Annotated in this window: 21 protein-coding genes; 6 read left to right on the top strand and 15 right to left on the bottom strand. The window is 62.3% G+C overall.

Going from position 1 to position 20,617, the window contains the following annotated elements:
* The first annotated feature begins 6 nt into the window (after positions 1–6).
* The 6 genes from AC3ITN_RS01805 to AC3ITN_RS01780 are packed head-to-tail and all read left to right on the top strand — an operon-like array spanning position 7 to position 8,839.
* Positions 7–2,214, top strand: coding sequence for a polysaccharide lyase 6 family protein (locus AC3ITN_RS01805; RefSeq protein ID WP_489391874.1), 2,208 nt, complete (start codon positions 7–9; stop codon positions 2,212–2,214).
* Complete coding sequence (locus tag AC3ITN_RS01800; protein ID WP_489391873.1) at positions 2,211–4,448, top strand: oligoalginate lyase; 2,238 nt, start codon at positions 2,211–2,213, stop codon at positions 4,446–4,448. Before AC3ITN_RS01805 ends, AC3ITN_RS01800 begins: the two co-directional genes overlap by 4 nt.
* Positions 4,445–5,734: an MFS transporter gene (locus AC3ITN_RS01795; protein WP_489391872.1), complete on the top strand. Its 1,290-nt coding sequence runs from the start codon at positions 4,445–4,447 to the stop codon at positions 5,732–5,734. Before AC3ITN_RS01800 ends, AC3ITN_RS01795 begins: the two co-directional genes overlap by 4 nt.
* 37 nt (positions 5,735–5,771) lie before the next feature.
* On the top strand, positions 5,772–6,527 hold the full coding sequence (locus tag AC3ITN_RS01790) for an SDR family NAD(P)-dependent oxidoreductase (protein ID WP_489391871.1): 756 nt from the start codon (positions 5,772–5,774) through the stop codon (positions 6,525–6,527).
* A gap of 30 nt (positions 6,528–6,557) precedes the next feature.
* Positions 6,558–7,739 carry a GDSL-type esterase/lipase family protein gene (locus AC3ITN_RS01785; RefSeq protein ID WP_489391870.1) on the top strand — a complete coding sequence of 394 codons (1,182 nt, stop codon included), beginning with the start codon at positions 6,558–6,560 and terminating at the stop codon, positions 7,737–7,739.
* Positions 7,736–8,839, top strand: coding sequence for a sugar kinase (locus AC3ITN_RS01780; RefSeq protein ID WP_489391869.1), 1,104 nt, complete (start codon positions 7,736–7,738; stop codon positions 8,837–8,839). The genes AC3ITN_RS01785 and AC3ITN_RS01780 overlap by 4 nt, the downstream gene beginning before the upstream one ends.
* A 10-nt stretch (positions 8,840–8,849) precedes the next feature.
* Here AC3ITN_RS01780 and AC3ITN_RS01775 read toward each other — a convergent pair whose 3' ends face one another.
* The 15 genes from AC3ITN_RS01775 to AC3ITN_RS01705 all read right to left on the bottom strand — a co-directional run bounded on the left by AC3ITN_RS01775 (position 8,850) and on the right by AC3ITN_RS01705 (position 20,592).
* Positions 8,850–9,299 (bottom strand): NUDIX domain-containing protein, encoded by a 450-nt coding sequence (locus AC3ITN_RS01775; protein WP_489391868.1) that lies wholly within the window; start codon positions 9,297–9,299, stop codon positions 8,850–8,852.
* A gap of 741 nt (positions 9,300–10,040) precedes the next feature.
* Positions 10,041–10,454, bottom strand: a complete 414-nt coding sequence (locus tag AC3ITN_RS01770) for a hypothetical protein (protein WP_313347362.1) — start codon at positions 10,452–10,454, stop codon at positions 10,041–10,043.
* Between the two features lie 64 nt (positions 10,455–10,518).
* Positions 10,519–10,998 carry a hypothetical protein gene (locus tag AC3ITN_RS01765; protein WP_489391867.1) on the bottom strand — a complete coding sequence of 160 codons (480 nt, stop codon included), beginning with the start codon at positions 10,996–10,998 and terminating at the stop codon, positions 10,519–10,521.
* Positions 10,999–11,581: 583 nt separating this feature from the next.
* Positions 11,582–12,106, bottom strand: a complete 525-nt coding sequence (locus AC3ITN_RS01760; protein ID WP_489391866.1) for a hypothetical protein — start codon at positions 12,104–12,106, stop codon at positions 11,582–11,584.
* Positions 12,103–12,654, bottom strand: a complete 552-nt coding sequence (locus AC3ITN_RS01755; protein ID WP_489391865.1) for a hypothetical protein — start codon at positions 12,652–12,654, stop codon at positions 12,103–12,105. The genes AC3ITN_RS01760 and AC3ITN_RS01755 overlap by 4 nt, the downstream gene beginning before the upstream one ends.
* Before the next feature lie 790 nt (positions 12,655–13,444).
* Positions 13,445–13,888 (bottom strand): hypothetical protein, encoded by a 444-nt coding sequence (locus AC3ITN_RS01750; protein WP_489391864.1) that lies wholly within the window; start codon positions 13,886–13,888, stop codon positions 13,445–13,447.
* Between the two features lie 311 nt (positions 13,889–14,199).
* A complete protein-coding gene (locus AC3ITN_RS01745; RefSeq protein WP_489391863.1) occupies positions 14,200–14,577 on the bottom strand; it encodes a hypothetical protein in 378 nt (125 codons plus the stop codon).
* Positions 14,578–14,755: 178 nt separating this feature from the next.
* Complete coding sequence (locus tag AC3ITN_RS01740; protein ID WP_489391862.1) at positions 14,756–15,244, bottom strand: hypothetical protein; 489 nt, start codon at positions 15,242–15,244, stop codon at positions 14,756–14,758.
* Positions 15,245–15,634: 390 nt separating this feature from the next.
* On the bottom strand, positions 15,635–15,913 hold the full coding sequence (locus AC3ITN_RS01735) for a hypothetical protein (protein WP_489391861.1): 279 nt from the start codon (positions 15,911–15,913) through the stop codon (positions 15,635–15,637).
* Positions 15,879–16,142, bottom strand: coding sequence for an energy transducer TonB family protein (locus AC3ITN_RS01730; protein ID WP_489392861.1), 264 nt, complete (start codon positions 16,140–16,142; stop codon positions 15,879–15,881). Before AC3ITN_RS01730 ends, AC3ITN_RS01735 begins: the two co-directional genes overlap by 35 nt.
* 370 nt (positions 16,143–16,512) lie before the next feature.
* Positions 16,513–16,953: a DUF4265 domain-containing protein gene (locus AC3ITN_RS01725; protein ID WP_489391860.1), complete on the bottom strand. Its 441-nt coding sequence runs from the start codon at positions 16,951–16,953 to the stop codon at positions 16,513–16,515.
* Entirely contained in the window at positions 16,953–17,207 is a 255-nt protein-coding gene (locus AC3ITN_RS01720; RefSeq protein WP_489392860.1) for an HNH endonuclease, read from the bottom strand. The genes AC3ITN_RS01725 and AC3ITN_RS01720 overlap by 1 nt, the downstream gene beginning before the upstream one ends.
* Positions 17,208–17,498: 291 nt before the next feature.
* Entirely contained in the window at positions 17,499–18,173 is a 675-nt protein-coding gene (locus tag AC3ITN_RS01715; protein ID WP_489391859.1) for a hypothetical protein, read from the bottom strand.
* Positions 18,174–18,277: 104 nt separating this feature from the next.
* Positions 18,278–18,613 (bottom strand): hypothetical protein, encoded by a 336-nt coding sequence (locus AC3ITN_RS01710; RefSeq protein ID WP_489391858.1) that lies wholly within the window; start codon positions 18,611–18,613, stop codon positions 18,278–18,280.
* A 143-nt stretch (positions 18,614–18,756) separates the two neighbouring features.
* Positions 18,757–20,592: an RHS repeat domain-containing protein gene (locus AC3ITN_RS01705; protein ID WP_489391857.1), complete on the bottom strand. Its 1,836-nt coding sequence runs from the start codon at positions 20,590–20,592 to the stop codon at positions 18,757–18,759.
* Positions 20,593–20,617 lie beyond the last annotated feature (25 nt).

Raw genomic sequence — 20,617 nt, 5'->3', positions numbered from 1 at the left:
GCGCCGATGGGCCGTACGGGCGGACGCTTCGGAACCGTCGCTGCCATTCTCGCACTGCTGCCCGCGCCGGGGGTTGCGTGGTCGGCCGAGTACCTGGTGCATGACGCGGCCGGGTACGCTGCGGCTGCCAACGCGCTGAAACCGGGTGACACGGTCATCCTGGCCGACGGGACCTGGCGCGATGTGGATCTGCTGCTGACGGGGACCGGCAAAATTGGTCAACCAATTCGACTGACGGCCCAGACCCCGGGCAAGGTGATCCTGAGCGGGCAGTCGCAGCTGCGGCTGGCCGGGGCCTACCTCGAGGTGTCCAACCTGGTGTTCCGGGACGGCTGGGCGCCGGGCGGGGAGGTGGTGAGCTTCCGCCGCTCCTCCAGCGAGTGGGCCGAGCACAGCCGGGTGACCGGCATTGTCATCGACGGCTACAACAAGCCCGACCGCGCCCAGTCCGACAACTGGGTAGGGATGTACGGCGCGTACAACCGCTTCGACCACAACCAGCTGGTGGGCAAGACCAACGCCGGCACCACCCTGGTGGTGGTGCGCAACGCCACCAGCGGGCTGGACAACCGCCACCGCATCGACCACAACTGGTTCGGGCCGCGCCCCAACCTGGGCAGCAATGGCGGCGAGACGATCCGCGTCGGCACCAGCCACGACTCGCAGTCGGCGTCCAACACGGTGGTGGAGAACAACTGGTTCGAACACTGCGACGGCGAAGTGGAGATCGTTTCCAACAAGTCCGGCGGCAACCTTTACCGCGGCAACGTGTTCAAGCAGTCGCGCGGCTCGCTGGTGCTGCGCCACGGCCACGGCAACATAGTGGAGCGCAACGTGTTCCTGGGTGACGGCAAGGCGCATACCGGCGGCGTACGCGTGATCAACCGCGACCAGATCGTGCGAGACAATTATTTCGAGGGCGTGGTGGGCGATGGCTTCGCCTCGGCGCTGGCGGTCATGGCCGGCACCCGCGACGCACCGTTGAACCGCTACGAGCAGGTGGACAACGCACAGATCCGCAGCAACAGCTTCGTGCAGGTGGGCCACCTGTTCCTCGGTGCCGGGCTGGACGACGAACGCAATGCCATGCCGGTGCGCAGCAGGATCAGCCGCAACCTGTTCGTGGGCGATGGCAGCGACGACCCGCTGCGCGTGCAGGGCGACCTGTCCGGCATCACCTTCGGCGGCAACGTGCAGAGCCCCACGGCATCGCCGGGCTTCCCGGGCGGGGTCAGCAGCCGTGCCCTCACCCTGCAGCGTGCGGCCAACGGCCTGCTGTATCCGCCGGCCGGTACCGAGGTCGGCGCGCCGCGTGACCTGGCGCCGATCCCACGCGAACAGGTGGGCGTGGACTGGTATCCCAAGCAGCACACACAGGTGGCCGTGGACAGCGGCGCCCGCCACACCGTCGCGGCGGGCGAAGACACCCTCACCCGCGCCGTGGCCGACACCGCGCCGGGGGACATCCTGCAGCTCAAGGCAGGCGACTACCGCGTCAACCAGGTGCTCGCCCTCGCCCACCCGCTCAGCGTGGAGGGCCCGATGCACGGCACCGCCCGTGTGCGCTTCAGCGGCCCGTCGCTGTTCGAGCTGCGCGCCGGCGGTGCACTGCGGCTTACCCGGCTGGACATCGATGGCAGCTTGGCGCCGGATATGGCGGGCAATGCCGTGGTGCGCGTACCGCCCGGCAGTCAGGCATTCAACTACACATTGGACATCACCCACAGCCACATTCACGGGTTGACCAGCAACAAGGCCTTCGATGTGATCAACACCGGCAAGGGCACCTTCGCGCGGTCGATCCGCCTGCAACAGGTGCAGGTGAGCGACATCAGCGGCAGCGTGATCAACGCGTCCGCCGAGACCGACGACCTGGGCACCTACAACGCGGAAGTGGTGGACATCCTGGATTCGCGCTTCAGCCGCATTGGCGGCGCAGTGGTGGACCTGTACCGGGGTGGCACCGACGAGAGCACGTTCGGGCCCGCGCTGCACCTGCGCGGCAGCACCCTGGACGAGGTGGGCGCGAAGGGCGATGCCAGCCTGCGCCTGCACGGCGTGCAGCTGGCCAGCCTGGAGCGCACCCACTGGAACCGCAGTGGCCGCGTGCGCTTCAGCCATGAAACCGGCGAGCCGCAGCTGCACCTGCGCGGCAACACCTTCACCGCTACTGCGGCACTGCAGTCCGATACCCCAGCCGAGACCCTGCCATGACGCGTTCCACGCCCCTGATGCTGCTGCTGGCGGCCACCTTCAGCGCCGCCGCGCTTCCCGCCGCCCACGCCCAGGCACCGAGCGCGGCAGCGCGCAGCAGCGAAGCGGGCAGCGCACCGGTGCTGGTCACCGCCGCGCAGTGGGAACAGATGCGCCGCGATGGCGCGACCTACCCGATGTTTGCCAAGGAACAGGCGCGCGCCGAAAAGATGGTGCGCGCGATGATGAAGGCCGGCATCGACGTGCCGGTGCCCAAGGACAAGGGGGGTGGTTACACCCATGAACAGCACAAGCGCAATTACCAGGCCATCCAGGCCGCCGGCGCGCTGTACCGCCTCACCGGCGACAAGGCCTACGCCACCTTCGCCCGCGACCTGCTGCTCGGCTACGCCAAACTCTACCCGGGGCTGGGCGCGCACCCGCAGGGCCGCGGGCAGATTCCCGGCCGCCTGTTCTGGCAGACGCTCAATGATTCGGTGTGGCTGGTCAATGCGGTGCAGGGCTACGACGCGATCCGCGACAGTCTCACTGCCGACGAGCGCCGCACCATCGACGACAACGTGTTCCGGCCCATGGCGCAGTTCCTGAGCGGCACGCCGGAGAACTTCGACAAGATCCACAACCACGCCACCTGGGCGGTCGCGGCCACCGGCATGACCGGGTACGTGCTGCGCGACCCGGTACTGGTGGAACAGGCGTTGATGGGCAGCAAGCGCGATGGCAGCGCCGGCTTCCTCAAGCAGGTGGACCAGCTGTTCTCGCCGGACGGCTATTACGAAGAGGGCCCCTACTACCAGCGCTACGCGCTGGCGCCGTTCATCCTGTTCGCCAACGCGGTGGAGCGCAACGACCCGCAGCGCGGCATCTTCAAGCGCCGCGACGGGGTGCTGCTCAAGGCGGTGGATGCACTGGTGCAGAGCAGCTACGGCGGCTACTTCATTCCCATCAACGACGCGATCCTGGACAAGGGCCTGGATACCGAAGAGCTGGTGGCGGGCATCGATATCGCCTACGCCAGCACCGGCGACGCGCGCCTGCTCTCGGTCGCCAAGCAGCAGAAACGCGTGCTGCTCTCGCCCGAAGGCCTGCAGGTGGCCAAGGCACTGGCCGACGGCAAGGCCAAGCCGTTCGCCTTCGTGCCCACGGTGCTGCGCGACGGTCCGGACGGCACTGAAGGGGCGCTGGCGATCCTGCGCATGGGCGGCGAGGACGGCCAGGCACTGGTGATGAAGAACACCAAGCAGGGCATGGGCCACGGCCACTTCGACAAGCTCAACTGGCTGTTCTACGACAACGGCCAGCGCGTGGTGACCGATTACGGCGCGGCCCGCTTCCTCAACATCGAGGCGAAGGCCGGCGGCATCTACCTGCCCGAGAACAACAGCTGGGCGCGGCAGACGCTGGCGCACAACACGCTGGTGGTGAACGAGCAGAGCCACTTCGGCGGCGACTGGAAGAAGGGCCAGCCGCTGGCGCCGGCCCCGCTGCTGTTCGCGGTCACCGACGACACCCAGATCGCCTCGGCGCGCATGGACGGTGCGTACGACGGGGTGACCTTCACCCGCACCCAGGCGCTGCTCTCGCACCCGTCGCTGGGCCAGCCGGTGGTGCTGGACCTGCTGCGCGTGGACGGCAGCAAGCCGGCGCGCTACGACCTGCCGCTACACTTCAGCGGCCACATCATGGATGTGGGCTTCAAGGCGCAGTCCGCGGTGACCACCCGCCCGGTGCTGGGCAAGGCCAACGGCTACCAGCATGTGTGGGTGGATGCATCGAGCGAACCGGGCACCGAAGCGCGCAGCCTGACCTGGTTGCTGGATGGGCGCTTCTACACCTACCGCTTCGCCAGTACCGCACCGTCGCGGGCCCTGATCGGTGAGAGCGGCGCGAACGATCCCTCGTTCAACCTGCGCCGCGAGCCGATGCTGCTGCAGCGCGTGGACGGGCAGGCCAGCACCACCTTCTACGGCGTGCTGGAGCCGCATGGCCAGTACGACGGCACCGCTGAAACCGTGCGCGGGGCCAACAGCCGCATCGACCGCATCGCGCACTACCGCGGCAAGGACGCCAGCGTGCTGGTGCTGAACCTGGCCGGCGGCCAGCGCGTGGCGCTGGGCATTGCCGATGACCCGTCCAGGGGCGGCAGCCATGAGGTCAGCGCCGACGGCCAGCGCTGGAACTGGACCGGCGGCTGGAAGCGCTTCGATACCGCCAGCGGCAAGGGCGGCAAATGAACGTGTCCACCCGTACCCGTTCCTACGTTCGCTGGCTGATCGTGGCCCTGATCGCAGTGGCCACGGTGATCAACTACATCGACCGCAACGCACTGGCGGTGATGTGGCCGGAGATCTCCAAGGACGTGGGCGCCACCAAGGAAGACTACGCACTGCTGGTGACGGTGTTCATGCTGTTCTACGCCGCCGGCCAGTTCGTGTTCGGCCGGCTGTTCGACATCATCGGCACCCGGCTCGGCTTCGCGCTCTCCATTGCGGTGTGGTCGATCTCCATCGCGCTGCATTCGGTCACCCACTCGATCCTGTCCTTCAGCATCGTGCGCGCGATGCTGGGCATCAGCGAGGCGGGCGCGTGGCCCGGCGCGGTGAAGGCCAATGCCGAATGGTTCCCCGCGCGTGAGCGGGCGCTGGCGCAGGGCGTGTTCAATGCCGGCGCCTCCATCGGCGCGATCATCTCGGCGCCGCTGATCGCGGTGCTGTTCCTGTGGCTGGGCTGGCGTGGCACCTTCATCCTGATTGGTGCGATCGGCTTCGTGTGGCTGCTGCCCTGGCTGATCATCTACCGCGCCGGACCGGACAAGCACCCGTGGGTGAGCGCCGCCGAGCGCGCGTTGATCCTCGACGCGCCCACCGAACAGCCTGCGGTGCCCAAGGTCGAATACGCACCCAACGTGCGCCAACTGCTGGGCCACCGGCAGACGTGGGGCATCCTGGCGACACGCTTCTTCATCGACCCGATCTGGTGGCTGTTCGTGTCGTGGCTGCCGATCTACCTGGCCGACACCTTCGGTTTCGACATCAAGCAGATCGGCATCTTCGCCTGGGTGCCGTATGTAGGCGCGATGATCGGCAGCCTGGGTGGCGGCTGGTTGTCCGGCCGGCTGATCGGCGCGGGCTGGAGCGTGGACCGCGCCCGCAAATGGGTGATCACCCTGGGCGGCGCGATCATGGCGCCGGCGCTGCTGGGCGCGGTGCTGGCCACCGACCCGGTGTGGGCGGTGGTGACGATTGCGTTCGTGCTGTTCGGCTTCCAGATCGCCATCGGCAACATCCAGACCCTGCCCGGCGACATCTTCAACGGCAAGTCCGTCGGTTCGCTGGCCGGCCTGGGCGGCATGGCCGCGGTGGCCGGCACGCTGATCACCACGTGGCTGGTGCCGGTGATGACCCGCGACTCCTACGCACCCATTTTCATCCTGGTGGCGGCGCTGGTGCCCGCCTCCCTGCTCGCCCTGTGGCTGGTGACCGGACGTGTCGAGAAGGTCGACGCGCCGCCTTCCCGCTGACGTTTTCTTTTTCCCCCTCGCATCACTGGAGTACCAAATGAATCAGTTCAAGGACAAGGTGGCGATCGTCACCGGTGGCGGCCGCGATATCGGCCGTGAGATCTCGCTCAAGCTGGCCGCGGCCGGCGCCAAGGTGTGCATCAACTACGCCAACGACGAAGCCAGCGCGCAGGACACCCTGCAGCAGGTGCAGGCCGCCGGCGGCACCGCCATCGTGCACCGCGCCGACGTGACCGATGCGCAGGCCGTGGCCGGCATGGTCGCCGCCACCCAGGCCGCGTTCGGCCCGCAGATCGACGTGCTGGTGAACGTGGCCGGCGGCATGGTGCAGCGCCGCCCGCTGGCCGATATCGACCCGGCGTTCTTCCACCAGGTCATGGACCTCAACATGAGCTCGGTCTACCTGACCACGCATGCGGTGGTGCCGCACATGCCCGAAGGCGGCGCGATCGTGAACTTCGCCTCGCAGGCCGGCCGCGATGGCGGTGGCCCGGGCGCATCGATCTACGCCACCGCCAAGGCGGCCGTGATGACCTTCACCCGTGCCATGGCCAAGGAACTGGGCCCACGCGGCATCCGCGTCAACGCGCTGTGCTGCGGCATGATCGCCACCCGCTTCCATGACGAGTTCACCAAGCCCGAAGTGCGTACCGCCGTAGCTGGCAATACGCCGCTGCGCCGCCAGGGCCGCCCGCAGGAAGCCGCCGATACAGCGGTGTACCTGGCCTCGGACGCCGCCGGCTTCATCACCGGTGCCAACGTCGACGTCAACGGCGGCACCTACTTCTCCTGATTGACCCGCTGACCGCCTGGGAGGGCTGCCATGCTGCGCTGGATCACTGCACTTTCGATTGCACTTGCCACCAGCGCCGCGGCGCTGCCCGCCCAGGCCCAGGTCTGGGTGCCGGCCTGGACGGCGTCACCCGCGCCGGACCGCCAGGACGGCACGCCCGAGGCCCCGGTGCAGTTCGCGCACCAGACGGTGCGCCAGGACATGCGCCTGGCCAGCTCGGCCACGGCGCTGCGCTTCCGCATCAGCAATGAACTCGGGGTTGCGCCGCTGCATATCGGCGGCGCCACCGCACAGCGCACCGGCACGGCCACACCGGCCAAGCTGGTGACCTTCAATGGCCGCAGCGAGGTCGTGGTGCCGGTGGGCGCCGCGCTGCTCAGCGACCCGGTGCCGATGACGGTGCCGGCGCTGGCCGATGTTTCGCTCACCGTATATTTCCCCGAACCCACCCAGCCGGCCGTGCGGCGCACCGCGCTGCGCATCGCCGACGGCCGCCAGGCCGAGGTGGGCGACAAGGTCAAGCTGGCCTACCGGCAGAACGTGGTGTCGGCGGTGCTGGCCGAGCGCAGCAGCAAGCCGGTCGTGGTGGTTGCCCTGGGCGACTCGATCACCGAAGGCGCCACCGCCACCCGCGGCAGCAATGGCGACTGGCCTGCGCTGTTGTCGGCCCGCCTGCAGCAGGCCTGCCCGGACCAGGTGGTGCTGGTCAACGCCGGCATCAGCGGCAACAAGGTAATGGATCATGGCCGCAGCCACAGCGCGCTGGCGCGGCTGGACCGCGACGTGATCGCATTGCCGAATGTCAGCCGCGTCATTCTGTTTGAAGGCATCAACGATATCCGCCACGACGGAGGTACGCCGCCGGTGGCGGGCCGCAACGCCGACGACATGGTGCTGGGCTACCGCCAGGTGGCCGAGCGACTGCACAGCAACGGCATCCGCGCGATTGCCGCGACGATCACCCCGTTCGGTGGCTCGGACCGCTACGAGCCGGTGTCCGCCGCGACCCGCACCACCCTCAATACCTGGATGCGCGGCGGTCGCAGCGGCTTCGATGCGCTGATCGACTTCGACCAGATCCTGCGTGACCCGGCCAAGCCGGAGTTCCTGCCCGAGGTGATCACCCGCGATTTCCTGCACCCCAACGACGAAGGTTACCGGCGCATGGCCGACGGCGTGGACCTCGCCCTGCTCGGCTGCAGCGCACGATGAGCACGCAGCACTTCCAGTTGGCCGCGCACGCAAACCCGCGCTGGGCGGCGATGGCGCTCGGTGAAGTGATGCTGCGCTTCGACCCCGGCGAAGGCCGCGTGCGCAACGCGCGCCAGTTCCAGGTCTGGGAAGGCGGCGGCGAGTACAACGTGGCGCGCGGGCTGAGCAGCACGTTCGGCCATGCCACGGCGGTGCTGACGGCGCTGCCGCGCAACGAGCTGGGCCTGCTGGCCCAGCAGCTGATCCAGGCCGGTGGCGTGGATACCGGCCAGATCGTGTGGCGCGACTACGACGGCATCGGCCGCAACACGCGCATGGGGTTGAACTTCACCGAGCGTGGCTTCGGGGTTCGTGCGCCGTTGGGGGTGTCCGACCGGGCGTACTCGGCCGCGTCGCAGCTACGGGCCAATGAGTACGACTGGGAGGCGTTGTTCGGGGTGCACGGGGTGCGCTGGCTGCACACCGGCGGCATCTTCGCGGCGTTGTCCGAACACAGCGCGGAGACCGCCATTGCTGCCGTGCAGGCCGCCCGCCGCCACGGCGTGGCGGTGTCCTACGACCTCAATTACCGCGCCAGCCTGTGGAACAGCCACCCGGACCCGGACGCGGCGCGGCACGCGAACTGCGCGATCGCCGCCGAGTGCGACCTGCTCATTGGCGATGAGTATTCCTTTGCCGCGTGCCTGGGCATGGACCTGGCCGACCTGGGCCGTCGCGAAACGCCGATGGATGTGGGCCCGGCCGATGCCGCCGCGCTTCGCGCGTTGGAGCGCTTCCCGAACCTGCAGGCGGTGGCCTTCACCCTGCGCGATGCCAGCAACGCGGCACGCAACGGCTGGGCCGGTGCGCTGCGCAACCGCGACGCGCTGTTCGTTTCCGCCGCGCGCGAAGTGGACCTGCTGGACCGCGTGGGTGGTGGCGATGCGTTCGTGGCCGGCGTGGTGCATGCGCTGCTGGAAGGCCTGGGCGAACAGGCCGCCGTGGAGCTGGGCGCGGCGCATGGCGCGTTGGCCATGTCCACGCCCGGCGATGCGGCGTGCACCAGCCGCGAGGAAGTGGAAGCGGTGGCGCGTGGCGACGGCGCGGCGGCGCGCCGCTGACGGGTGTGGATCAGCGCGGGGCTGAAAGCCGCGCCAGTCCCTTGGTGGCGGAGACAGTGAGCGGTGCGGGCAGCGCGTCTGGCAGGAACCAGTCCAGCGCGAGGATGGCTTCCGGCTCCAGCAGCGTCGCCTGTGCGTCGTCCGGTGCGTGCACCAGATAGACCGGCGCCACCCAGTGCTGCTGCAAGGCGGGCTCGAAGTGATCCACCACGCAGAGCAGGCGTTCAATGCTTACCTGCAGCCCGGTCTCTTCCAGCACCTCCCGCACCACCGCGTCTTCGACCTTCTCCATGAAGTCGACCTTGCCGCCGGGCAGGCCCCAGTGGCCCTGCTCGGGCTGACGGCCGCGCTTGACCAGCAGCACGGCGCCGTCGGCGCGCTGGATGACGCCACCACAGCCCAGGCGGGGCTGCTGTTGGGGGGTGGTTGAGCTCATGGGGTTCTCCTGGGACGGGTGCATTATCACCGGACAGCGGCAGATGGCGCGGACCTAGAGGGTGACGTCGACATCTTGCAGGCCGCCGGAACCAAGCGAAAGCCGCTCATCCTTCTGTCCTAGTTGGGCTCCTTCATCACGAAGTCTCATACCGTCCGCAGAACTTCAAGCGCGCGGATGGCTTTTTCTCTGGCCCAATCAAGTATCCATCGAGATAGTCAGCAACATACCTATCGTCCCAATAGGCCAAGCCGTAGAAAGCATTGATGAACTCTTCAACAAGCGCCTATCCACGAACCTTGGCACCGATGAATCCTTTTGATCGCAAATTCTCATATGGATTCGCCTCACCAACTTGATTGCGACCCGGCCCGGGAATCACCTTCCATCGACCGGAGTCGAGCAAATCCTTTGTCACCAGAAGCAACGAAAAAAATATCTTCGGCACGCAACGCCGGAACCTCGTCTACCGAACAATCCTGCCGGGCATCGAAGATCGCAACAGTGACACTGTTGAGGATCTGGCGCTCCCGCACAACAACCTTGGCGATGGAGCCCTACCCGTCCATCAGCGGAATGACGAATACGCTGCCGACTCCCCACTTTTGGGGATTCATTGGCTTTACCACAAGACACCTGCGTTTCTATCTACAACCGCGACCGCAACCAAGCCAGAGGTTATGCAGTCCAAACAACAACGGAGCGTTTTGCCGCGAATGCTACGCACGACGACGGTCTCACGGACGACCGGATCAGTTGGCCACTTCATCGAAAGGAGGCTACAAGGGCATTGTGGTGGGTGTCGAAGAAGATCCTCGAGCAATCCACAGAGAAGACGAAGTACTCAAAGAACTGCATGTCCTGCAGCACCCCCACTATGCACGCTGGCTCCTCAATCCGGACGACCGGCCAAGGCGCACCTTCATCGTCGGTTACAGCGACATACACCGCTCCCTGCCCCATGCCATCGAGAAGATCGGTAATCCCTTGCTTCCAGACCTCCAAGTCCTGACCGTAGGCAAGGCTACTGCTGACCGATAAATACTCCCACCATCGATAGGCAACCCAATCCGCTCCATGGATGCCCGCAACCTTCCGCAACAAGGACTGAGCCTCCAGCGCCTCAACCAATGTCGCGCTGCGGGCAAGCAGGCATATCTCACGTGCAATTGCATCCACGGGCTTTCCTTCTGCCTTGCACACTGATCATTGCCCTCCATTCGTGCTGGGTGTGGAAAGGTAACTACTCAGGCAAGAGAGGTGGGCCGCCAGGCCGCTCCTGCATCCAGTAGTGTCGTCCAATCACCTCAAGCGTTCCAATCGAATCAGCTCCACCCCAGCGACTGCCTGCGTAGTAGCGTCCGGCGACGGTAACGATGCCGTCCTTCTGGATCATACGAGTGAACCTATCCCTCTCAGGCGCCGGCAGGTCCAGCGCAACGCCACCTGCGCCGCCAGAATAGAAGTAGAGGTCCCTTGATGCGAAGAGGTAGGGCCGATCGTCGACGACAGCCACATAGCCTGTCAGCTCCACATTTCGCTCAGCGGCGCTCGGCTCACTCCACAGCTCTGGAAACATCGCCTTGCAGACCAGGGTCGGCGAGCGCCCAGCGTCCGTATCCGGAATCGCGTAGCAGCGTCCGACGGATACCCGCTCATCCGCAGAAGCGCAGAAGCTTGAGATCAACAGTAGGCTGGACGGCAAGAGCAGCTTGGCAAGCATGAATGTGAATCCCCACTAGAGTTCCAGTTGGTCGATGCGTGGTACGTCCACCCTGCTCCATATCACACACCGTACAAAGAATCGAAGAACTTCTTCCAGAGTCTGGCGACCTTACGTCTACCCACAGCGCCCAAGTTCGCAAGGACGGTGACAGCTGTCGCACAGAGCAGGAGACCACCGCAGATCACGACCCTACCCACCCCGGTAGAAAGAAGAGCATCCAAACGCCAACGGCGACCACGACCGAGACGAACAGCACCCCGAAGATTCGGTTCATCGTATGACATCTCCGATTTCACTATTCGATCGCAGGGTTGATGGACTCCAGCGCGGAACTGAAAGCGCTGAGCTGAGCGACACACCAGCGCGACGCCAAGGTCGGTGTGGCGGAGGCAGCGGCTCGAAGGTGAGCAGAGTTGCGCCAATCGACGTTGGAAAATCGACCCGAACAAGGCCGGTAGCGATGATACAGCCGAGCACTAAAGCTATCGACCTCCTCATTTGAACCGCCTCACCTGATCAAAAGTGATCTGCACCAAGGCCTAGCACGAGCGGCCTTGAATGAACTCGCGAATGCGCCGGGTCAATCGACTGGCTCGGCCCCATAGCGCTGCCAAGGGAACTGCGGATCCAGCCTGCCCTGGCCGTCTGGCAATACAAGTGAGAATGCACCAGGAATCTCTCCGGCGACAACAACCAGCACGCGATCATCCGCTGCCTTGATGATCATTCCCGCCTCAATGTGATATCGACCCTCATCGATCACCATCAGCTGAACCGACTCAATCAGGAAGCCTCCAACACAGAGAACTGACAACGCTGCACCAACTTCAATGGGAGCGTCCGAGACCGCCACATTGATCGTGCCGTACTCCTCCCAGTTTCCAACCTCCGTACTGGACCCAGAGAACTCCAAGACCCTACCGGACGACAGCTTGGCCTGCGCATACCACGCCTTCTCAAGAGATTGCGAACGTGGAACCGAGATCGACAGCAGGCGATCTCCGGCCAATGCCGATGCAAGGCTCTCTCTCTTGATCCCCTCAACCTGCATTGGAAGGAGAATCCTGCCGTCGGCAATGGGAACGCTGGTAGTGAAGTGCATCATGGGACGCAGGAAGCTCCTCCGGCATCGCGGGCATTCAGCGCCTTGGTGTTCTCACGTAGAAAGGCTCGCAGCCCCTCAGAATCGTCATCCCCGGAACCGAAGTCATCATTCATCCTGGACATCATCAGATCCAGTCCCCCAAGACCCTCTACGCACCTGGATACGAAGGCGCTCGTGGCTGCAAAGAGGGTCACGTCCTGATCAAGGCGCACCAGCGACCTGGAGGACACCGAAAACACGTAGTGGTCACTGAGGAAGTTCGCGTCCTTCAACCAATATTCCCTCAGTGAATCCATGATGGGAACAACACCCAATGGGCTACCGCCACTACTGAGCTGCGCAACGGACATGATCCATACCCGGCAATCAGGATCGGTCAGTTCTCGGTGTGTCGCAAGCCAAGCCTCCCAGACGTCAGAGGGCGCAAGATCCTCGTATAGGTTCCTGTCGAAGGCAAGTGCGGCCCAGTACTCGTCCATGACAGGACTGTCGGGCGGTCGAGCATCCGAAACAAAGACCCCGAGCAGATTCATTAGATCCTCTTCCATCGCATCACACTCCTGAGTGTCCGAGTCGTGGTTGCGGGAACCTTCCTTCCGCCACCTGTTGACCATTGCTCGTGCGCCGTCAGCCGCACTACTCCCACACGCCCACTGGCGCGACAGAAGGCGGCGCAGGTGCGGCGCACGAGACAGCCACTCCCCCAATCGGACAGGGGAGTCATCTTCTGCTTTCTCGCAGCATCCCGATGATTTGCCTGGCCTCCGCATCATCAACCTCTTGGAAATCGTTGATGTCATAAAGCTCAGCAAGTCGCGATTCGGGATCGATGTTTAGAACCGCGTTGACCTTGAACAGACCACCAGCTTTTGCTGGTGAGTGGTAGACCGCGTGATTGAATTTATGAATCCTGTCTGCCGCCCCATGTTCCTACGATACAGAATCCTGAAAGCTGTAGAACGTATAGGCAGGCTGCAAGCATGACGGTGAAATCAGGATTGAGCCGTGCTCCATGGTTCCATATATGTATACATCGCGCACGGCCAACTCATAAGTCGGCGAACTAGAGGCGACCGCCTGACAGAATGATCCTGCGACTGGAGATTGCGAGCAGCCAGAGATCAATGTGGACAGTAGAGCAAGTGCCACCCTATTCACGGCTCATACCCCCTGGCAGCCAGCGCCACCGTTCTCACAGGCATTCCTCCAATGACACCTCACCCCGCACATCTCTTCATTGCGACGCCCGGCAACTGGCACAGCATATACGCTGGACGGCCTCGATCGTCAGCTCGGATGGAAGCGCCTACCATGCAACCATCCAACACTCGAATGGCCCTAAAGTAGTCCCTGCCAATCTGCCAGGTCGCCGGGAGAGTCCATTCTTAGGCAAAGCTCCAATCGACCCCTGTGCTCGCTGCATATGCCCACCTGGCGCCGTTCTGGTCCACTCACATCCCTTGAAAGCACCAGATAGCCGACATCCACAACGCGCCGCCTCCATGTCCCGATCAGGCCTTCGATCTCCCACTTCGATGTATCGCTGATTGCCTTCCAATCGGGCAGCCAGGCATCTGCTGCTGATGGCGGCTTCAGTGCAGAGACAAGGCACCCCAACTCTGAAGACGGAGCGTCCAGCACGGCGTACAAGCGCTGATCCTGGTCTGAATCCCATGCAACAAGATAGAAGTACGACTCAGCTCCATTGGGACACGTCACAATGCCCTCGGTTGGACCGTCGTAGTAGCCAAGGGCGATCACCTTCGGCAGCCTGCTGTTCACTGCATCTCTCCTCAAGTCCGAACGCCCTGTTGCATTCTGCCTGCTGTTTCTCTCGTCACCGGCCTGGGCATCTCAAGCGCTATGCGGTTCGAGTCCATCTTCGCAACGGTGGCTTCTACTCTTAGGCCCTCCGGCTCCACTCTTGAGCATGAGCATGCACCGCTCCCTACTCCGACACCAAGACAAATCCCGCTTGGGTTCGCTCGTACGGTAATTCGATCAGTAGCCAGGCAGCTCCCGTAGCCGTGCGCAATAGGCCTTATCTCGTCCGCCTTCAGCTTGAACTCTTTGCTCATGGATGGCACTCCGAATCATGCGGGGCAGTATCCCTCCGGATACGTCGATGTCACCACATCAGCGTCATCCAAGGAGACACTCCACTGGCGTTCGCCGAATGAATTTGGCGCATCACTTGTGATCGACCAGATCTCTTCAGAACCTAATGAATCTGATGAAATATCAACCGCAACGACCCCTAAGGTAAGGGTGAGCACACCAACACGAGAGATGTCGACAGAACATACATCTTCACCAATCAGCTTCGACCACCCATAGAGAGCCCATGCGCGCTCACTACCGTCATGACCCAATGTCTCAACCGGCAATTGCTCCGCCGCGCTCACCTGAATATACCTAATGATGTTCTCAGCACAAACCTTGATGCTGCTGCCGTCTACGAACTGCCTCACCGCGGGTTGAGGTAGTACTGCACGCCCGGGGCAAAGGTTCAAGCCTGGATGGACTGGCCTAGCGCGTTCGGTGCGCCGGCAACCTGCAGGACCTCGGGCCAGGTCTGTACGGCGAGGTGGCCATTGCTTCTGTAGACGAGGCCCAGGCTCAGATGACAAAGCCACAAATGACGAAGATTCATCGATGGGCATTCAATGTACTTTCGATCACTGACCTTACGTAGCGGGCTCGCATACTGTTCGAGTCCGATTCTTCAGCAAGAAGTTGCAATGCCTCACTCTTCATCTTCGCCCCACTTGTAGATGAATAGATGTGGAAACAGGGCTCCAGGTATCCAGGATTGCCCATGATGAACTTCATGCAATCCTGCACCGTCAAGTCATCTCCATAGTCTGCCCATTTGATATATCGACACCAGAAGACCGGGGCGCTCGACCTAGAGAATTCCCGCATTGATGTCGCCATCAATGCTGACAGTTTTTCAGCTAGCTCAGAGACAAGGCTTGAACTCAAACCCAATGCAGCCGAGCGCCCAGGATCGATCGACTGCCAGCAAAAAACCATAAAGTCTGCGACAAGCTTTTCACTTGTGCATTCGGGACCAGCGCCGGCGTAGTACGCTAACGCCGCTTCAACATCGCGGGGCTCTTGAGAAAACGTACTCATATCGCACGACCCACTGCATTTATATCTGCATTCTGATTCTGAGCATTCCTCACTGTTACCCGCACCTATTTGACCCCTGGCATGGTCTGAGTATACGCGCCAACCCTCGATGCGGCTCCGTCTTGCGTTATTAGGCCAGCAGAGACAGCGTCCCGCCTAATGTTTGATGTGTTCGATCCGACAGACTGAAACAGACGCACAAATCTTACATGAGAGGCCAAGGCTGCGGGATTGACGTGTCCGTCTGCGGCTCTAGATATGTGTCGCGCCCGGCCGAAGTTGACAACGGGATGTACTGCGTGCGCTCACCGGCACCCTGATCCCACAGATACGCATGCGCGCCACTCTGGCTGGACAGGTAGTGCCGGTTCTTGCCACTACCCGCATCGATCACCGAGCTGCATCGGCCATGGCCGTCGTATCGATAGCGTTCGCGGGTGGTGGCTTGGCGCAGCCGGTTTCCAAGTCGAACCGATACGCCTGCCCGTTCTTGATCGACAGGTTGCCCCACACGTCGCAGCCCAGGCCGACGATCGCCGCACTGCCCGCATTGCGCACCAGGGTCAGGCGGTTGCTGCCGTGGTAATCGTACCGGCGCTGGCTTTCTCCCGGCTGGGTTCTTGATGCCAGACGGCTAGGGTGACTCACCCGCATCAGCGGGATATTCAAAGACTAGCGCAAAGTTTTTGCGGCGGTCATCCGGAACCATCAGCTTGAATTTCTTAATCGTCTCCCTGGCCACCATATCAATCGCCCTACTCCCAGAGCTCTCTGCGATTTTTACATTGATCGGGTCACCGCGTTCGTTTATCTGAAATGCGATTCTTACGCAAGATCTATCGTACTCAGCCCCAAGAGGATCTCTTGGCACGTTAAACGGCTCTCGGTGCCGAATCATTGACTCGCTCTCGGCGACAACCGGTCCCCACTCGCCACCCTTGCACCCGCTCGACTCATCACTCGCCGCAAGAGACAGCAGAAGCATAATCTTATGAAGCATTTCAGCCCCCTTCAATCAACGGAGTTGGAATTGGAATCCCTGTATAGCATGCAGGCTCCTTGCTGATGCAGCTCGGGTGCTGAATTCTTCTGTGCTTTTGATCGCTTCATACAGTGAAACAACTTGAGAAAGGTGAGCTGATCGACCCGAACAGGCTCGACCAGTGCACGCACGTCAGTAATCAGCCCTACTTGGCGCTGCGAAACGCGCTAATGCGCTTTATCAGGCCACTCTACTTGGTATGACGGAGCTTCACCCTATCGAGCTGTTAAGAGCCTTTGGAGCAATGAGGTTCTTCGAATTCCCATATGCCGTTCTGTTCTCCTCTCTCAAGGATTTCATAGACCGAATCAAGAGGCGCCGCCGGAGGAACGTCTAGGGAGTAGAGTCGCTGACTGCTCAGACCAGAGCCCTCATAGCTGCAGCCGAGCTGCTCAAGCTCTTCCCCTAGTTCTAGAAAGCGATCATGACCATCCCCGCTAGGCAAGCGAACTCTATACGTCGAGTGCCCTCCTCGCTCAACGACTTTTGAGAATCTCAAGCCATCATCCGCGTCCACAACTGCGAAGACGTCACCAAGGCTGATGCCGTATGCGTGGAATGGAGAATTATCAAGCACAAAGAGTCCGTCGTCGCGCCGCTGAGCATGCATCACCTCAACTTCGTTGTTCTCAGTAACGAACCTGATCTTTTCAAGAGACGTCGGCATTAGTCCGGACTCCACTCATCTGGGGTTTTTGCACTCTTGCTTCGGTTGCACGTGCGACACGCATCTCTTCCGTTCTCTGGACTATTGTCTCCGCCTCGAGAGGCAGGATCGATATGATCCCTTTCTCTAGAGTTTGTAAGACCTGGAGCATTAGCTCTCCCTGCCACAGCGCCGTTGACATCAAAGCTGGTGAGCAGGTCCAGCGTTCCGGAGTCGGTGCTCCGCGCCGGCAGCAGCCGGGCGTTCTGCTGCATCTGGTGGACGATGCCGTTGCCGTGCACGAACTGCTGCACCGCGCCGTTGGGGTAGTACTGCACGCCCGTGGCGAAGGTGCCGACCTGGGTGGGCTGGCCCAACGCATTGGGGGCGTAGGTGACCTGCAGGCACTGCAGGTCTGTGCGGCCAGGTGGCCGTTGTTGCTGCAGCCCTGGCCTAGGCTCAGATCTATCGAGCCACGCAGGGCTGAGGGTTTCGCGGGTAAGCAAGCGGTGCATGTTGTAACGGTGATATGCGGCGCGCCGAGCAAGATCCGCCTCCTTCGGCCTTCATTCGGCATCGTCGTGAGCTACCACATCCTCCAGGTCGCGAATAACCCTCATTGCCGCAGATAACTGCTCATCCTCGATCTCGCTACCTGTAAGCCAGTAGACAGCGAGCCGTCGTACGCGCACACCGTCGAAGGAAGTCAAGTATTTTGCTGGCAAGCCATAAACGCTAGGTTTAACGAACTCGCCTTCGGCGACTTTAGCTCGAGCCATAATTTCATCTAGCTTCGCCGCGCTAGCAAGTCCCTTGCGCTGAAGTGCATCCGACGACCTCCATCCGGCCCCAAGCTCCACCCATCCCCGCTTCGAATCGCACAAGAACGAAAGACTGTAACGAGAGGAGTTTGCCTCAATGCTCTGGAATGCAATCCACCGGCGACAGGTTAGGGTCGCCGCACCCTGCGCACCCTTGAGGTAGCGAGCCGACTGCATGGCCGATGCCAAGTAGGCCGGCAAGACCGAGTACTCACTCCCACCACGACCCTCTGCCAGACGTGCGTAGTAGGAATGATCATCATCCAAGGACCACTTGACCTCCTGCTCGTCGGACCTCGCCGGAAGCGAGATCAGAGCGGCAGAGAGCGTCAGCACACCCCAGGCGTGACGATTACGGTTCGACGGATTCACGATAGTAGGTCTCTCTGCCTTGAATTCCGTTTTCCTTCCTGATGTCATTCTCCACCTCCAGCGAATGCTCTTCAGAGCCAGGCGTGGTACCCCACATACCACTAAGAGGCGTGGCGCATGATGACTGTGCGGGAAGGCGATTTGCACCGAGACTAAAGGGAGACGTCAACCCTCTCCATAACACCGACGCGATTCGCATCAATTGGATTGGCACGCGAATCCTTAGCATCATCTGCAATCCAGTGGAAAACACCAGTTATCCGAACGAACTTCGGATCGGATGAAGGCAGACCGGCAAGGAACTTTACGACCTTGGGGTTGTCCGCATGATAGACAACGACAGAGCTAAATGAGTCCCGCAACTGCAGTGAGTCCTGGGAAGGAAATGCTATCACCACATCATTCACACTTTCGACCCACGCACCCATGGAGATTGTCATTCCGTCAAAATGGCGAGGATCCGCGAGAACGCTGGTGAAAGACGTCATACAGATGACTGAATCGGCACTATTTCCACGAATCTTACACGCCGCGGGGACCGAATTCTTTTGACTGTCGCTCGACGAATTAGCGCAACCTGCGAGTGCGAGAAGAATGAGTGCCATTGCAGAGGAGTAACGATGTACGTTCATCACTTGACCTCAAAGAAGTAGCCTTCGGCTGATATGTATGCGTTCGGATTTGATCTTTGGGATTCCACTGCGTGGCTCATGCTCCTGAAGTCGAAGCCCATAACTGCCCCACTTGGCGCGGCAACGTAACTATTCACTCCAGCAGACCGAGCCCGCTCAAGGTCTCCACGATACAAACTTCCCTCCCATCGCCCACCGCAATAGCATGACCCTCGCCAGTAGCTAAATGCCGTATTTACGGGGTGCGTATGTGCGATCGCGACCCTTATGCCCGGGTCATTGTAGTTGCTCTGACCCTGCATCAGACTCCCTGCACCCTGCCCAGACGTGAGGTCCCCTAACTCAAAGTTCACTACTGAAAAGGACTTGATACCAAGTTTTGCGATGTCTGCGCCCACCTCGAGCCGGGTTGCGATTGTGACGGGGCGAGCCACCTCTGCGAAGTAGCGCGCTGAACTCGATTCAGATTGCTGTCTGTTTGGGGTGCCATTTACCCTATCTATGTATGCCTGCGGGTTCTTCCAGATCGCAGCCAGTTGCCCGCCGGTTAAGCCACCCCCGCCTGCCCTTTGCTCCATGCGACAGTCCCAGTCCTTTCCACAGGCTGCGCGACCATCTGGATCGATAAATCTAGATGGATTTCCGTTTGCATACATATATCGGTGAAACATTCCGACTGGATTGGTAAGGGCCGTCACCGGATCCACCGACAGGAACACCCCCACCGTCGGATCCATATACCGCTGCTGCATATACGCCAGCAAGGTACTGCCATCCATCACGTGTCCGGTGTAGCCCACACCATCCTTCTGGGCTCCGATGCTCGCGCCATACGGCGTATACGCCGTCCGCTGCACCACCCCCGCCTGCTCATTGGTCTCGGCCACCGGGCTGCCCAGCGCATCAGTGTGCTGGTAGCGCACGCTCACCGCGCCACCTACTGCTGTCTTGCGGGTTGCCACCAGGCTTCCAGCCAGCTGGATGTACTGCGTCGTTTCACCCGTACCCTGATCCCACAGGTACGCCAGCGCCCCACCCTGGCTGTACAGGTAATGCCGGTTCTTGCCACTGCCCGCATCGATCACCGAGCTGCGCCGGCCATTGCCGTCGTAGCGATAACGCTCCAGGTTGGTGGCTTGGCGCAGCCTGTTGCCGAAGTCGAACTGATACGCCTGCCCGTTCTTGATCGACAGGTTGCCCTGCACGTCGTAGCCCAGGCCGATGATGCCGGCGCCGGCCGCATTGCGCACCAGGGTCAGGCGGTTGCTGCTGTCGTAGTCATAGCGGCGCTGGCCTTCGCCCGGCTGGGTCCAGGTGCGCAGATTGTCCAGCGCGTCGTAGCCGAAGCGGTACCAGCCATCGCCACCGAAGGCCGGTGAGTAGGCGGCGGTGAGCCGGTCCAGCGCGTCGTACTGCATCTGGCGGTCATGGCCGCTGCCCTGCACCAGGTCGTTGATGGCGCTGACGTTGCCGTTGACGTCGAAGCTGGTGAGCAGGTCCAGCGTGCCGGTGTCGGTGCTGCGCGCCGGCAGCAGCCGGGCGTTCTGCTGCATCTGGTGGACGATGCCGTTGCCGTACACGAACTGCTGCACCGCGCCGTTGGGGTAGTACTGCACACCCGTGGCGAAGGTGCCGGCCTGGGTGGGCTGGCCCAGCGCGTTGGGCGCGTAGGTGACCTGCAGGCCCTGCGGCCAAGTCTGCGCGGCCAGGTGACCGTTGCTGCTGTAGCCCTGGCCCAGGCTCAGATCCAGCAGGCCCTGCTGGCTGAGGGCTTCAAGCGCTAGGGCCCGCGCCACTATGCTGACTAGCGGCCCTCTAAGAACGAGGGCGCTCAAGTGAGCTACTCAGCCTCATAAACGA

The organism is Stenotrophomonas sp. KH_036_B (genome assembly GCF_057839485.1).
This window is presented reverse-complemented; position numbering and strand designations above follow the sequence as displayed.